Source organism: Hyphobacterium marinum, from assembly GCF_036330325.1.
Lineage (GTDB): Bacteria > Pseudomonadota > Alphaproteobacteria > Caulobacterales > Maricaulaceae > Hyphobacterium > Hyphobacterium marinum.
The window spans coordinates 267731-282813 of record NZ_JAZDRO010000004.1 but is presented as its reverse complement, the minus strand read 5'-3'; the positions used below and the strand labels follow the sequence as shown (position 1 = coordinate 282813).

At 62.5% G+C, this 15083-nt stretch carries 13 protein-coding genes and 1 pseudogene; 8 read left to right on the top strand and 6 right to left on the bottom strand.

Annotated elements, in window-relative coordinates; all coding sequences use genetic code 11:
• Positions 1-10: 10 nt before the first annotated feature.
• Both accC and aat read left to right on the top strand, forming a co-directional pair.
• Positions 11-1363 carry an acetyl-CoA carboxylase biotin carboxylase subunit gene (accC, locus tag V0U35_RS11110; RefSeq protein ID WP_330196786.1) on the top strand — a complete coding sequence of 451 codons (1353 nt, stop codon included), beginning with the start codon at positions 11-13 and terminating at the stop codon, positions 1361-1363.
• 17 nt (positions 1364-1380) lie between these two features.
• The gene (aat, locus tag V0U35_RS11105) at positions 1381-2031 is read left to right on the top strand and encodes a leucyl/phenylalanyl-tRNA--protein transferase (protein WP_330196785.1); all 651 of its coding nucleotides are present in this window, start codon (positions 1381-1383) and stop codon (positions 2029-2031) included.
• Here the strand turns inward: aat and V0U35_RS11100 are convergent.
• Together V0U35_RS11100 and V0U35_RS11095 are read right to left on the bottom strand one after the other, a co-directional pair.
• Complete coding sequence (locus tag V0U35_RS11100) at positions 1998-2411, bottom strand: DUF2155 domain-containing protein (protein ID WP_330196784.1); 414 nt, start codon at positions 2409-2411, stop codon at positions 1998-2000. The two genes, aat and V0U35_RS11100, sit on opposite strands and share 34 nt — an antisense overlap.
• Before the next feature lie 57 nt (positions 2412-2468).
• Positions 2469-2867, bottom strand: a complete 399-nt coding sequence (locus V0U35_RS11095) for an NADH:ubiquinone oxidoreductase subunit NDUFA12 (protein WP_330196783.1) — start codon at positions 2865-2867, stop codon at positions 2469-2471.
• Between the two features lie 178 nt (positions 2868-3045).
• Here V0U35_RS11095 and V0U35_RS11090 point away from each other — a divergent pair.
• Positions 3046-3822, top strand: a pseudogene (locus V0U35_RS11090) (TSCPD domain-containing protein); the annotation flags it as partial.
• Positions 3823-3952: 130 nt separating this feature from the next.
• Positions 3953-4288 carry a PRC-barrel domain-containing protein gene (locus tag V0U35_RS11085; protein WP_330196781.1) on the top strand — a complete coding sequence of 112 codons (336 nt, stop codon included), beginning with the start codon at positions 3953-3955 and terminating at the stop codon, positions 4286-4288.
• 170 nt (positions 4289-4458) lie between these two features.
• Here the strand turns inward: V0U35_RS11085 and V0U35_RS11080 are convergent, their stop codons facing one another.
• Positions 4459-6384: a hypothetical protein gene (locus V0U35_RS11080; RefSeq protein ID WP_330196780.1), complete on the bottom strand. Its 1926-nt coding sequence runs from the start codon at positions 6382-6384 to the stop codon at positions 4459-4461.
• A gap of 10 nt (positions 6385-6394) precedes the next feature.
• Complete coding sequence (locus V0U35_RS11075) at positions 6395-8311, bottom strand: hypothetical protein (RefSeq protein WP_330196779.1); 1917 nt, start codon at positions 8309-8311, stop codon at positions 6395-6397.
• Between the two features lie 211 nt (positions 8312-8522).
• On the opposite strand from V0U35_RS11075, the gene V0U35_RS11070 reads away from it, so the two are divergent.
• The 3 genes from V0U35_RS11070 (at position 8523) to V0U35_RS11060 (ending at position 11084) form a co-directional block, all read left to right on the top strand.
• Positions 8523-8999 carry a hypothetical protein gene (locus V0U35_RS11070; protein ID WP_330196778.1) on the top strand — a complete coding sequence of 159 codons (477 nt, stop codon included), beginning with the start codon at positions 8523-8525 and terminating at the stop codon, positions 8997-8999.
• A gap of 66 nt (positions 9000-9065) precedes the next feature.
• On the top strand, positions 9066-9563 hold the full coding sequence (locus V0U35_RS11065; RefSeq protein WP_330196777.1) for a pentapeptide repeat-containing protein: 498 nt from the start codon (positions 9066-9068) through the stop codon (positions 9561-9563).
• Between the two features lie 63 nt (positions 9564-9626).
• On the top strand, positions 9627-11084 hold the full coding sequence (locus V0U35_RS11060; protein ID WP_330196776.1) for a pentapeptide repeat-containing protein: 1458 nt from the start codon (positions 9627-9629) through the stop codon (positions 11082-11084).
• Positions 11085-11087: 3 nt separating this feature from the next.
• On the opposite strand, the gene aspS is transcribed toward V0U35_RS11060, so the two are convergent.
• Both aspS and V0U35_RS11050 read right to left on the bottom strand, forming a co-directional pair.
• Positions 11088-12890: an aspartate--tRNA ligase gene (gene aspS / locus V0U35_RS11055; protein WP_330196775.1), complete on the bottom strand. Its 1803-nt coding sequence runs from the start codon at positions 12888-12890 to the stop codon at positions 11088-11090.
• A 99-nt stretch (positions 12891-12989) separates the two neighbouring features.
• Positions 12990-13709, bottom strand: a complete 720-nt coding sequence (locus tag V0U35_RS11050) for an alpha/beta fold hydrolase (RefSeq protein WP_330196774.1) — start codon at positions 13707-13709, stop codon at positions 12990-12992.
• A 723-nt stretch (positions 13710-14432) separates the two neighbouring features.
• On the opposite strand from V0U35_RS11050, the gene V0U35_RS11045 reads away from it, so the two are divergent.
• Positions 14433-15059 carry a TetR/AcrR family transcriptional regulator gene (locus V0U35_RS11045; RefSeq protein ID WP_330196773.1) on the top strand — a complete coding sequence of 209 codons (627 nt, stop codon included), beginning with the start codon at positions 14433-14435 and terminating at the stop codon, positions 15057-15059.
• Positions 15060-15083 lie beyond the last annotated feature (24 nt).

Sequence of the window (15083 nt, the reverse complement as noted above, 5' to 3'; positions counted from 1 at the left end):
AGCCTTACTGATGTTCGAGAAAATCCTGATCGCCAATCGCGGAGAGATCGCGCTGCGTGTTCACCGCGCCTGCCGCGAAATGGGTATCCGCACGGTAGCGATCCATTCCGAAGCCGACGCCGACGCCATGCATGTGCGCCTCGCCGACGAGAGCGTGTGCGTGGGACCGCCCCCGGCCGGCAAGAGCTATCTCAATATCCCGCAGATCATCGCCGCGTGTGAGATCACCGGCGCGCAGGCTGTTCACCCGGGTTATGGCTTCCTGTCTGAAAACGCCCGCTTCGCCGAGATCGTCGAAGCCCACGGCATCGCCTTTATCGGTCCGACAGCAGAGCATATCCGCCTGATGGGCGACAAGATCGCGGCCAAGAAGGCGGTCAAGGACGCCGGCATTCCGGTCGTGCCCGGCTCTGATGGCGGCATTACCGACATCGACGAAGCGAAAAAGCTCGCCGACGAGATCGGCTATCCGGTTCTTGTTAAAGCCGCTTCAGGCGGTGGCGGGCGCGGGATGAAGGTCGCCAAGGACGCGGCCTCCTTCCGTGAAGCCGTTGAAACCGCGTCTGCCGAAGCGCTCGCGGCCTTTGGCGACGGTGCGGTCTATTTGGAGAAATATCTCGGTCAGCCGCGCCATATCGAGATCCAGATCCTCGCCGACCAGCACGGCAATGTGGTCCATCTGGGCGAACGCGACTGCTCGTTGCAGCGCCGCCACCAGAAAATCCTCGAGGAAGCGCCCTCGCCGGCCCTGACGCCGGAAGCCCGCGCGAAAATCGGCGCGATCACGCGCGACGCGGTCGCGGCCATCGGCTATCGCGGCGTCGGCACAATCGAATATCTCTACGAGAACGGCGAATTCTACTTCATCGAAATGAATACCCGCCTGCAGGTGGAACACCCCGTTACCGAAGCGATTACCCGCATCGACCTGGTGCGCGAGCAGATCCGCGTCGCCAATGGCGAGGAGCTTGGCTTCACCCAGGACGACATCAAGTTCAACGGCTGGGCCATTGAGTGCCGGATCAATGCCGAGGACCCGGCGACGTTTGCGCCGTCACCGGGCAAGGTCACGGACTTCCACGCGCCAGGGGGTCTCGGCGTACGGCTCGATTCCGCGCTTTATGCCGGCTACGCCATCCCGCCCTACTATGACAGCCTCATCGGCAAGCTGATCGTGCATGGGCGCACGCGCGAAGAGACGCTTCTGCGTCTGCGCCGCGCGCTCGAAGAGATGGTCGTGGGCGGTATCAAGACAACGACGCCGCTCTTCCTCGAATTGCTGGAAGAACCGGCCTTCGTTTCGGGTGACTACCACATCCGCTGGCTGGAAAGCTGGCTCGCGGAGCGCAACACCGCCAACTAGGCGCGGGAGGCTCGCCCATGCGCGGCTTCGGTCCCGACGATCTCCTGGAATGCTATGCGCGCGGCGTCTTTCCCATGGGCGACGGGCGCGACGATCCGCGTATCTTCCTGCTTGAGCCCGACGAGCGCGGCATCCTGCCGCTCGACGGCTTTCACGTGCCGCGCCGCCTCGCCCGCACTGTCCGCCAGGACGTGTTCGAGGTCCGCATCGATACCGCCTTTGCCCACGTCCTGGACGCCTGTGCCGAAACCGGTGCGGGACGCGAGGAAACCTGGATCAATGCCCCGATCAGGCGGCTCTATGTGGAACTGTTCCGTCGCGGCTCGGCCCACAGTGTTGAATGCTGGCAGGACGGTGCGCTCGTCGGCGGACTGTATGGCGTCTCGCTGGGCGGGGCGTTCTTCGGCGAGAGCATGTTCTCGAAGGCAAGGGACGCGTCAAAGGTCGCGCTTGTCCACCTCGTCGCGCGGCTGATCGCGGGCGGGTACACGCTGCTCGATACGCAATTCCTGACTGATCATCTGGCGCAATTCGGAGCCGAACTGATCACACGAGACGCCTATCGCAAGCGGCTGGACAACGCGATCACGCGCGACGCGGATTTCTACCGGTTAGTGGAAGGCGCGAGCGGGCTTCAGTCCCTGCAGTCGATCACCCAGACGTCATAGACGGGGTGTTCGAGCGGGTTGAGCGCCGGGTTTGAGCCGAACATCCAGCCTGAAAACACCGGCTCGACCTCGCCCTCGGCATCCACGCCCGTGCCGTCGGAGCGGCGGTCGACGATCTGCAAAAAGGCAAAGATTTCCGGCGTTTCTTCTGGCGGGCGCTTGCGGCAATAGGTCGGCGTAATGGTCAGCGGACCATAGCGATATTCCTCGCCGATCGGGATTTCGAAATCGAGGGTTTCTGCCGTAATCTTGTCGAGACCGCGCATCACCAGAACCGTGCCGGGACGGCTTGTCAGCTCTTCGCTGCCAGACCGCTCCTGCGCGACGGCACTGCCACCCAGCACGGAGGCGGCAAGAAGGACTGACAATGCGGTTTTCATGGCAGTCACCATCCTAAGGGCGGACTGTGGCAGGGCCAAGGCCACGCCATCGGCCGGTCAGGGCGTCCAGGCTTCGTAATCACCCGATGCAGACTGGCGCTCGCGCGACCGGGCCAGGCTGCCCGACGGGCGATAGGCATGGACCGTGCCGGTCAGATTGGGCTGGTGGTCCTTCTCCCACGGCTGACGTGGCAGGGGCGCATCGGTGGGCGCGGACTGATAGGTGTGGTGCAGCCAGCCATGCCAGGCCGCCGGTACGCGGCTGGCGTCGGCATAGCCGTTATAGACGACCCAGCGGCGGGTCATGCCGTTCGGGCCGGACGCCTTGCGTTCCTCGTAATAGCGGTTGCCGTACTCGTCCTCGCCGACCTTGTTGCCCCGCTTCATCAGCGTGAAGAAGGTGCCCGGCGTGGCGTCGTTCCACCACACGAAGAGTTTTCCGATAAGTCCCAGCATGATCGTCCGTTCGAGCTGACCAGTTTCCGGCGCGAATATGCCCCGCGCCGCGCCCGCCTGTCCACCGCGCGAGGCGGTCGATTTTGCGTTAACCGGATTGCTTCTATCCTCATCGGGCGATTCGACAAGCGGGGGCGCTGGCATGGCCGGAAAGAAGGGCGGAAAAACCACGTCAGGGAAGCCGCGCGCAAAGGCATCCGCGCCGCAGCCGCCAACGCCTGAAACCGTCGAACGCATCGTCGAGAAAATCGTCGAGCGCGCCGCCGAACGCCGCAAGCTGCCGGACCGGCGCAAGGGCTATATCCAGAAGGCGACCGTCGGCGGCCACAAGGTCTACCTCCACACCGGCGAGTTCGAGGATGGCGAGCTCGGCGAGATTTTCATCGACATGCACAAGGAAGGCGCGGCCTTCCGCTCGCTGATGAACAATTTCGCCATCGCGATCTCGATCGGCCTGCAATACGGGGTGCCGCTGGAAGAATTCGTCGACGCCTTCGTGTTCACACGCTTCGAACCGGCCGGACCCGTCGAAGGCAATGATTCCATTACCCACGCGACATCGATCCTCGACTACCTCTTTCGCGAACTCGCCGTGTCCTATCTGGACCGGGACGACCTCGCCGAAGTGTCACCGGACGAAACCGGCGGCATCGGCCGCGGGGTGAAGAACGAGAAGGCCTTTACCGAGGATGCCGCCAAGCTGATCTCGAAAGGCTTCTCGCGCGGACAATTGCCCGACAATGTCGTCATGTTCGCCGGCAAGCCTGCGGGCGCGAAACCCGACGCCGCTGTGCCGTCAGCACCTGCGGCCGACACCAAGGAACCGGTGAGCTATACCGGCGATCCCTGCCCGGACTGTGGGCATTTCACCCTCCGCGAGACGGCGAACGGCAACCTGGCCTGTGATGCCTGCGGGGGGACCGGCATGGCCAAGCCTGACGCCGGCCGTTCCTGAACCAACCCGCCTGAAACTGCCACTCACAGGGAACCGCCTGCGGCGCGCGGGAGTTGCTCCGGTGTCAAATGCACGTTCGTGGCCGTGACGGCGCGAACGTCCCATTCACCCCGGAGACGAGGCCCTCCCCATGGCAAATAATCTGATTTCCTCCAGCACGATCGACGGCGACAGCGTCGTCAATCCCCAGGGCGAAGACCTTGGCCATATCAAGGATTTGATGCTCGACCCGGCCGACGGCAAGATCGAATACGCCGTGCTCGACTTCGGCGGCTTCCTGGGTATCGGCGACAAGTATTTCGCCATCCCCTTTTCCAATCTCGCCGTGGACCGCGAGAACAAGCGCATGGTCCTGAATGTCGACAAGGAGCGCCTGAAAGACGCGCCGGGGTTCGACAAGGACACCTGGCCGGACTTTGCCGATCCCAATTTCCGGTCCAGCGTCGACCGCTATTATCTCGGCTGATCGATCCCCTGCATCCAGACGCATTTAACGGTCGTCCCTTCGCCGGGGACGGCCGTTCTCTTTTCTGCGTTGCCGTCCGGAACCGGGACGAGGCATGGCGCGTATTGCACCCGCCCCGGACGGCTGCGGGTCGACGAACGGGCCTGTTACAGGGTGATCTCAACCGTCGGCTAATCGGCCATCAGCGGAAAGCCCAGATCGCCGGCTGGTGGCCACGGAAACCCGGCCTCGGACAGGCGCGCGGCGAAATTCGGTGTAGCGCTGAGGTCAAACGGAGCCCCGCAACGGCAGGCCATCACGACTTCCATCAGCGTCATCACGCCCAAGGGCCGCGCGTCCAGCTGTGCCGCAATCGCGTTGGCCGCTTCGCGTTCGCCGAGCAGTGCATGCAGCATGAGATCAAACCAGGTGTCCTCGCCCTTGTAGGGATCAAGCACCGCTGACGCTTCCGGTCCGCCGCGTCGGGCGGCCAGACGAATCTGCTCCCAGTCCCAGCCCTCCCCCAGCATGGCTTCGGCCTCGTCGAAACGACCCAACCCCAATAGGGCATCAAAGCGGATCACCTCCGCATCATAGCTCATCCCGCGTTCGTCGAGCCGGGCGGCATGGTCCAGCGCGTCCTGGTAATCGCCGCGCGCCAGATAGGTATCGCCAAGCAGAAGCTGGGACTGGCCGTTGAGTGGGTCGCACCGGACCTGCCGCTGCGCATAAGCCAGACGCCCATCCAGATCCCCGGACAATCCGATCAGGAATTGCAGCCAGTTGTCGTTGGCACATTCATCGGTCGCGAAGGCCTCGGCGACGATCTGCCGGCCATTGGCCCAACTGTCCGCAAACAGGATTTCATTGGCTTCGGCCATCGCCTGTCGCGCCGGTGAGTCCGCAGTGCGGACAGCGTCGGCCACCAGTTCCGCGCGGCGAGCATTCAATTGGTCAAAGTCGGCCCGGTCGAATTCGCCTTCCGGCAAGCGCGCCATGTCGGTCAGCCGGTGGGCGTAGTAATCGCTTTGCAGGAGATAGGCTTCAGAGAAATCCGGCGCGAGCTGGGTGGCCCGCTCGAAATGCACGCTGGACTGCTCGATCAGGTCGATATCCTCCCCATTCTCATGGCCTTGCGCCCAGAGTTCGGCCCCCTGCTGATAGGCAATGAAGGCGTCGATATTCCGTGTGCCCGAATTGGTCATCCGGGCGCGCTGGCGGTCATCAAGGACGACCTGCAGCACGGCCGCGACGTTCTCGGCGATGTCTTCCTGGATGGCGAAGACATCATCCATCGTCCGGTCGTAGGTCTGCGACCAGAGATGCCGGTCATCGGACGCCCGGATTAGCTGGGCCGTGACGCGAATGCGGTCTCCGGCCCGGCGCACCGATCCTTCCAGAATATGGGCGACACCTAGGCTGCGGGCGATCTCGGGCACGGACGGCACATTGTCGCCGCGAAACTGGAAGGCCGAGGTGCGCGACGTGACCAGCAATTCGGGAATGCCGGCCAGCGAATTGAGAATCTCCTCGGTTAGGCCGTCGGCGAAATAGCCGTCCTCGGCGTCGGCACTGAAGGCCGTGAATGGCAAGACGGCGACCGACAGTTCTGTCGCGGTGGATACGCCCGGGTCAGTTCGCGGATCGGTGTCCGGTGCCCCCTGGGCGTTGCCGCCCGCAGGCGTCACCACGCTGACCAGCTCGCCGTCTTCACCTTCGCCAGATTCGGACTCGGCGACCTGATTGACCGGGGTTTCACCGGCGGACGGTGCGCCGCCCGAAAACTGTTGCCAGCCGATGAGGCCGGCCACGACAATCAGGACGCCAAGAATGGCGTAGTCGAGCACATGGCTGGCACCGGCGTCGTTCGCGCGGTTTTCGGCGGTCACGGTCCGTTTCACGCCTTCCGGCGTCACCTCGAACGCCCAGGCGAGAATGAGCGCAACCGGCAGTCCGCAAAGAAGCAGGACTATGACCAGTGTGTCAGTCCAGGGCGGCAGGTGCAGCGGCCCCTCGATCGTGGCTACGGCCTGGGTGATCAACCAGCCGACGACCAGATAAGCGGCCGCGACCCGGAAGACGCTGCGGCGCTGGAGTTCCTGAAGAAAATTGCCCATTGGTCCGCGCTTACTCCTGCATCAGGGCAAAGCCGTAATCCGGTTCCGGCGGCCAGGGAAATCCGGCCTCCGTGATCCGGGCGGCAAAGTTCGGTGCCGCTTCGAGGTCGAAAGGCGCGCCGCAGCTGCAGATATTGATGATCTGACGCAGCTGGATCGGCGAAAGAGGCCGTTCGTCCACCTGCGCCACAAGAGCATTGGCTTCGTCACGATTGCCAACGAGGGCGTGGATGAGCACCTGGAAACGCAGCGGCAGATCCGGAATGGACAGCAAGGTGTCAGCGGCTGTGGCAGCTGCCTCGGAATCGCCTCGCATGGATGCAAACCGCAACTCCAGATAGGCGCGGTTCGGACCGGGGACCTGCATTTCGTTGAAAAGTGTTTCGGCGGCATCGGTGTCACCGGCGGCGATAAGCCGCTCGATTTCGAAAAATGTCAGCGACTGGTTGTCGTCCCCTCGCAGGTCTTCTCGTCTTAGCAGGGCAGATTCAGCTTCATCGAAGTAACCCATTTGTGCCGCCGCACTGTAAAGTGCACCCCATGCCGTAGCATTCAAGGGATCGCAGCGGACCTGCGACCGGTAATACTCGACGATCTGATCCGATGGCTGCAGAAATTCCGCCAATGTGTTCAAATAATTGTCAGCGGCACAACTTTGCGGATCCATGGCCGTCGCGAGATCCTGGGCAGCACCGGTCCAGTTTTCCGAAAACAACAACCGGTTCACCCGAGCTGTCGCGCGCCGTACCGGATCCCGGCTCGCCCGTTCCGCCAGATCGAGGAGACGGCGGTGTTCGGCATGAGCCGCCTCAAACGCCACCTCGTCGAAGTCAGGAGCCTCGACCAGATCGGTCATCACATGGGCGAACGTGTCACTCTGCAGGAGGAAGGCATCGGAATAGCCGGGGTCAAGACGCGTGGCCTCGGCGAAATGGACACTGGCTTCATCCAGCCGGTGTTGTTCGTCAATCTCATGCAGTTCCGTCCAGATATTCCAGCCACGCTGGAAGGCGACATAGGCCTCGACATTTCGCGTACCGGTGTCGGCCATGCGCTCGCGCGCGGTATCGTCGAGGACGACTTCAAGGACGCGGGCAACGTTCTCGGCAATGTCTTCCTGGATGGCGAAGACGTTGTCGAGCGAGCGATCATAGGTCTGCGACCACAGATGGGCGTCGTCGCTCGCGCGGATCAGCTGAACCGTGACCCGGACCTGGTCGTTTGAGCGCCTTACCGAGCCCTCAAGGATATGAGCGACCCCCAGCTGGGCCGCGATCTCCGGTACGGAGGGCAGGTCTTCGCCACGAAACTGGAAAGCCGATGTCCGCGAGGTCACCAGCAGATCCGGGAGATAAGCCAACGAGTTAAGGATTTCCTCGGTTAGCCCGTCGGCGAAATAGCCGTCTTCCTCATCATTGCTGAAGGCGAGGAAGGGCAGAACGGCAATGGATTTCGCGTCCGGCTCAACCCCCGCCATCGTGGCGTTGGCGGGCGCGGCAGAGGCCGCAGCCGGCTGGACCATAGAGGAGTCCAGCGCACTGTCCGTCCCGGCGATTTGTGGCATATCAGGCGTGCCTGTTTTCGAGGCAAGTAACTGCCAGCCGATCAAACCGGCCACCACGACCAGCGCCGCGACGATCACAAAGTCAAACAGGCGTCCGGTCTTGTGCGAAATGCTGTCTTCGGGCGCGACGTCAACGGTTCGCTTCAATCCCTCCGGCGTCAGCTCAAACGCCCAGGCGATAAACAGGATGACCGGGAAGGCCGTAAGCAGGACAACCAAGGCGAAACTGTCGGTCCAGTCCGGCAAGCGGGCCGCATCGCCGACGACCGAAACCACCTGCAGCACGATCCAGCCGACAACGAGATAGGCAGCGGCCACGCGGAATACGTTCCGCCTGCGCAATTCGCTCAGGATGGTCCCCATATTCACTCCCCTGTCGGACTGGGGAATGCCATGTTTTGCGGGCCGTTACAATGAATCTCTATCCTATCTACCTAGATTCGCAGCGCCATTTGCGAACGTTCGCAAGGAGAGCTCAATAAAAATATCATTGCATGGATTTACCCATAAGGCTATTTTTTGAAATCTAGCTCAGCCCCCACTTGACTGCCAAAATGACACAGGAGCCTAATCTATGATACGCCTCTTTATCATTATTGTAATTACTTTATTCTTTATACCATCACCTGTTCAAGCTCAAAATTTTAGCAGGTGGGTATTTTCAGATAATACCGATCCTTTCACGGATGAAATGCAGCTTAGCTTGGGCTCTGAAGCAATTGGCTCAATCCGGGGTGAAGTTGTCGCTATTGTCTGCACAGATGAATACGTAGCGTTGGCGTTTAACGACGGCGGCTTCAACGTGGATAGAACAAATGAAGTTCAAATAAGAATTGATGACAATCCATCCTGGTCTTTTGTAGGCGAACACATGCGCGGAGGATCATACACAACATTTGATCAAGTCACAGTCCAAAGATTGGTCCATGGATTGAGGGATGGACAAAGAGTGCTACTCTATCGAGCCGGTTCCAACACGGTTCGGGTTCCGCTGAATGGCTCTACAACTGCCGCTCAAGATTTCATAGCTCGCTGCCCCCATTTGGAATAACAGGTACGCGAAAACCGGCACCCGGCTTGCACCTGAGAGGGGAAATTCATGCGGGAGCGCGCCGATATGAAACGTTTTTTGATCCTTCTGACCGCCCTGGCTGCCCTGTCAGGGCCCGCCCTGGCGCAGAATGCCGGCGAGATTGCCCGTGTCCAGAACGGAGGCTCCTGCCCGGGCTGCAACCTGTTTCAGGCTGACCTGGCCTATCTCGATCTGCCGAACGTCAATCTTTCCGGCGCGCGCCTGCGTCAGGCTGACTTAAGCCTTGCAACGATGAATGGATCGAACTTTTCCGGCGCGGACCTGTCGGTCGCCAACCTGTTCGGCGGGCGGTTTACCGGGGCCAACTTCGTCAATGCCAATCTGCGCGATGCCAACCTGGTCGGGGCCCATTTCGGCAGTGCCAATCTCAGCGGTGCCGACCTTGCCGGTGCGGTGCTGTCGGGTGCGGAATTGGCTGAAGCACACGGGCTGAGCCAGCGTCAGCTGGACGCCGCCTGTGGCGATCCGTCGACGGAATTGCCCCGCGGACTGCGCATTCCCGCCTGCCGCCCGGTACGCTAGGCTGTCTTGCGGCTAACGGACCGCTTACCGCAATTTAAGTCGCGGTCAGGCCGGTGTTGGCCTATGTCAGTCATCAGAATGAAGATTTCCGTCTCCATACTGGCGCTGGTCGCCGCCACAGCGACGTTGGCCGCTCCGGCCTTCGCGGGCGCTGGCGACCAGCATCCGCACCGGCGGCTGTCAATTTCAGGCGAGTGCAATGAATGCGACTTTTCCGGACAGAACCTGTCCGGTGCGGTGATCGTCGGCGCACATTTCAGCGATACTGATTTTTCCCACGCCGAGATGCCGGGCGTGCAATTGCACGAATGCAATTTTTCGGCGTCGAACTTTACCGGCGTGGAGATGCCGAACAGCCGGTATTCGGGCATCAACTTCGCCGACACGGCCTTTGACAATGCGATCCTCGTCGAAGGCCATGGCGAGCGTGTCTCCTTCCGCAGCGCTCGCCTGCGGGATGCCGATCTGTCGAATATCCGGATTGTCGTTGCCGATTTTTCCGATGCCGACCTGGCCCGCGCCGTTTTTGCAAATGCCCAGATCTACCAGGCCCGCTTCGTCAGCACGGAGCTGGACCGGACGGTATTCCGGGGCGCGCGCCTGCAACGGGCGGATTTTTCCGACGCAACCGGACGCAATACCCAGTTCGCTGGCGCGGACCTTCGCGGTGCGATCTTCCGCGATGCGGAACTGCGGCGCGCCGACTTCACCGGGGCCCGGCTCGACCACGCCGATTTTTCGGGAGCGGACCTGAAAGGCGCGCGCGGCCTGAACGCGGACCAGATCGCCAATGCCTGCGGCGATGACGAAACCGAATTGCCGGGCGGGCTTGAACTGGCCAGTTGTGAATCGATGCGCGCCCCGCGCGGGTCCGCCTGGATCGCCGAAGCGCCGCATCCGGTGCGCGTGCCGCGCGTGGTCTCCGCCGAGCATTTCCGGGCAACCAATGAGGAAGCGCTGGCCGAACTGGAACGTTCGCTGGCCAACATCGAGGACGCCAGTGTGCGCCAGGCCCTCGAAGCCGCCGTCGCGCGTGCCGAGGCCATGGGTATCGATGTCGAGATCACGGCCGAAGAATTCACCGGCACGATGCGTGAAGCGCTCGAAGCCCGTCGTGAAGCCCTGGCCGAGGCCCGCGAAGCGATGCGCGAGGCGGCGCGCGAAGCAGAGCGCTCGGAACGCGACATCGAGCGGGAAATTGCCCGCGACATGGCCCGTGAGGAACGGGAGATTGTGCGGCGGGAACAGCGCGAAATGGAACGCCGGGAGCGGTCCATTCGCGGCGAGAATTATGTGTTCCAGGAACAGAATGGCGACGTTGAGGTCTTCCGCGCGAACGGCCCGGGCGGCTTCAACTGGCGCGTGGAAGTCCTGCGGAACGAGACTCTGGACCGGGGCGACGGGCTGGATGGCCCGCCCGAACCGCCGGCGGAGCCCCGCCTCCCCTTGTCCGACGAGACCGAGCGCAAGGGACCGGCCCCGGACTTCGAGCCCCGGACCCGTCCCGAACGCGACGACTGACGTCTAGTCGGTCTTCTTTTCGTCCACGACCACGCAGCGCAGGCTGAGATCGCGCAGCTGACGCGCGTCGGCCGGGGCCGGTGCGTTCATCAACAGGTCAGCAGCCTGCTGGTTCATCGGGAAGAGCGAGACTTCGCGCAGGTTTTTCGCGCCAACCAGCAACATCACGATCCGATCAACGCCAGCGGCCATACCGCCGTGCGGCGGTGCGCCATACTGGAAGGCCCGGTAAAGTGCACCAAAGCGTTCCTTCACCACGTCGGGGCCCAGGCCGGTGATGCCGAAGGCCTTGATCATGGTTTCCGGGACGTGGTTCCGGATCGAGCCAGACGCGATTTCAAAACCGTTGCAGACCAGGTCGTACTGTTGGGCTTTCAGCGCCAGCAGCGCGGCATTGCCTTCGGCCTCTGCGGCTTCAAGCGCCTTCAGACCGCCCTTCGGCATGGAGAACGGGTTGTGGGAGAAGTCGATCTTCTTCTCTTCCTCGTCCCACTCATACATCGGGAAATCGACGATCCAGGCGAGCGCGAACTGGTCCTGCTTCACGAGGTCCAGCTCGTTGCCGACACGGTCACGCGCCTTGCCGGCGAATGCGGCAAAGTCTGACGGCACACCAGCGACAAAGAAGACCGCGTCGCCATCACCCAGACCCAACTGGTCGCGGATCGCGGCGGTGCGTTCTTCGCCGATATTCTTGGCAACGGGGCCGGCCCCCTCGCCTTCGCGGAAGAAAATGTATCCGAGGCCCGGCTGGCCTTCCTTCTGCGCCCACGCATTCATGCGGTCGCAGAAGGCCCGGCTGCCGCCCGTCGGGGCCGGAATCGCCCAGATTTCGACCTTCGGGTTCTTCTCGATCATGCCGGCAAAGACCTTGAAGCCGGACCCCGCGAAATGGTCCGTCACGGCCTGCATCTCGATCGGGTTGCGCAGGTCGGGCTTGTCGGTGCCGTATTTCGCCATCGCCTCGTCATAGGGGATGCGCGGGAAGACGTCCGTGACGGCCTTGCCCTCGGCGAACTCCGCGAAGACTTCACGGATGACCGGCTCCATCGTGGTGAAGACGTCTTCTTCCTCGACGAAGCTCATTTCTACATCGAGCTGGTAGAATTCGCCCGGCAGGCGGTCAGCGCGCGGGTCTTCGTCGCGGAAGCAGGGTGCGATCTGGAAATAGCGGTCGAAGCCGGAAACCATCAGCAATTGCTTGTATTGCTGCGGGGCCTGCGGCAGCGCGTAGAACTGGCCCGGATGGATGCGGCTGGGGACGAGGAAGTCACGCGCGCCTTCGGGCGAGGACGCCGTCAGGATCGGGGTCGCGAATTCAAAGAAACCCGCAGCGGCCATCTTGTCGCGCATGGCGCGGATGATGGCGACGCGGCTCATGATGTTGGCGTGCAGGGTTTCCCGCCGCAGGTCCAGGAAGCGGTATTTCAGGCGGACTTCCTCCGACCAGTCCGGTTCGCCAAAGACCGGCATGGGCAGCTCTTCGGCTTCGGACTGAACGGCCAGCTCGGCGACCCGTAATTCGACTTCGCCGGTCGGCAGGTTCGGATTGATCACGTCCGCGTCACGTTTCACGACTTCGCCGGTGATCGTCACGACGCTCTCAACGCGCAGCTTTTCCAGCTTCGCGAAATGCGGGTTGGACGGTTCCAGTACGCACTGGGTCAGGCCGTAATGGTCGCGCAAATCGATGAAGAGCAGACCGCCATGGTCGCGCTTGCGGTGGATCCAGCCCGACAGGCGGACGGTCTGGCCGACATCGGAGGCGCGCAGCTGGGCGCAAGTGTGGGAGCGGTAGGCGTGCATGGCGGCGGTCCGTGAAAAAGCAGTGCAACGAATTTCGCCGCGACATGGCGGAGGACCGGCCCCGATGTCAAGGAAGCGCGGCGGTTCTTAGCCCCGGTTTCACGATCCGGCCAGTTTCAGGAGGGTTCGCGTCAGCGCTTCCGCCTTCGAGAAATAGGCCGAATGGCTCGCCGCAATGTCTTCAACTCGATCAACCGGCGTGGCATTCAGCACCCGGTCCTGCAGGGCCGGCGTCACCGCCCGGTCCTCGGTCAGGCGGATATAGGCGCGCGGCACCGCGCCATAACGCGCCTCGCTTAGCTTCAGCCGCGTCAGCGCGGGCCGCAGCGGTTCCCGGCACAGCATCAACCGGCCCAGCATCCAGTCCTCGACCGGACAGTCATGGTAGAGCGCCTCGCGATAGACGGACGGGTCGAGCCAATCCCAAAGGCCGGTCCGGCAGAACGAGACAGCGGGACGCAAAAAGCTCGCCATGTCGGCGCGGAAATGATCAGCGGCCCGTTCGCCGGCGCGCAGCATGTAGGACGCGAGGTAGATCGTCCGCTCGACCCGTTCCGGCATCGTCTCGGCCAAGAGCGAAGCGAGAATGCCATAGCGGCTGTGCGCGACGGTCGTGAAGCTAACGCCGGGCGGCAGCTGACGCGTCATCGCCTTCACCATGTCACGCAGACCGACGAAGGCCGGACGGACCGGATGGCGTCCCCGCCCCGGCAGTTCCGCGACGGTCACCGAATGACCCTCGGCTTCAAGCAGTGGCGCGACCTTGTACCAGCACAAGGCCCCGTGCCAGCTGCCGTGGATCAACAGGAAATGTGTCATGAGTGGCCCCTTCACGGTGTTCGAAGGGACGATGCCCGGCCTGGTCTGCTGACGCATTCCGGTCCGGGCCGCAAGAAACGGAATTCTCGCCCTACGCGTCATGCCCCGGCCCCGCCCGGCGGGGATCCGGGGCATCTCGGTGCTGAGTAGAAATCACCCGGATAAACCGGGTGATGACGCGAATTATCTTTGACGCTCCCCGGTTTGGCGAACGCCGGGAACCAGTTGGTAGGCTGCTGGACCCCGATTTCCATCGGGGAAACGAGTGTGAGAGAGAATGTCATCCCGGACGCAAAGCGATCCGGGACCCGAACCGGGCGCTCAATGTTCAAGATCCCGGCGCTCATGCCGCTGTCGCGGTCTGGCCGGGATGACACTCATTGATCATCAGAAAACCATTCGGTCCTAGACTGGATCCAAGGGCCCACAGTCCAGACTGGAGTCCACGAAATCGGGGTTCCTGCGCACGCACGAATCCAGCGCCTGGGCTGGGTCCCAGCTTTCGCTGGGACCGCTAAGAGTCTGACGCAGTGATTTATCTTTGGGCCCGTGAAACAAGTCCAAGGGCCGTATGTCAGCTGTCATCCCCTACCCGCAGCCGTCTGCGCAGATTAGCCCCTCTAACCCGCCACATAGCCTGTAAGTGATTATTCACTTGCATTCTGACCCCAACTACCCTAGAGGTCGTGTAAGTGATCATTCACTTCTGCCATGGAGGGCGGGATGCAAACCTATTTGCGCGCCGACATCTTTGACCGGGACGACGACGCCACCGGCGTCGCGGCCAGGGACGGAACCACGCGGGCACGGATCGAGCGGGCCGCACTGAAACTGTTCGCGCAGGGCGGCATTGATGGCGTGTCCATCAAGGATATCGCCGGAGCCTGCGGGCTTTCCGATGGTGCCATGTATCGCCATTTCGAAAGCAAGGAAGCGCTGGCACGGACCCTGTTCGAGGCCATCCATGCCCGCCTGCTGGGCCTTCTGAAAGCCAGCATCACGCCCAATGCGAGCCTGAAAGAGACCGTGCAAGCCGTTGTGACGGCTTATTGCGAACTCGCCGAGGATGACCCGGCGCAATTCGCCTATCACCTCACCCAGCGCAACACCTTCCTGGCGCGATCGGGAGATGGCGGGTCTGACCCCTCTGCCCTCCTCGCCCGGCGGGTCCGGCTCGCCATGGAAAGCGGTGACATCCCCAAGGGCGACCCTGAACTGAAAACCGCAATGGCGCTCGGCGTGGTGATGCAGGCCGGCGAGTACCGGCTCTATGGCCGGATTGTCTCGCCCCTGACCGATCACGCCGCGACCTTTACCCGCGCCATTCTCGCCGTGCTGGCGCAGGCCTGACCGGTCCGAAGCGGAGACACACCC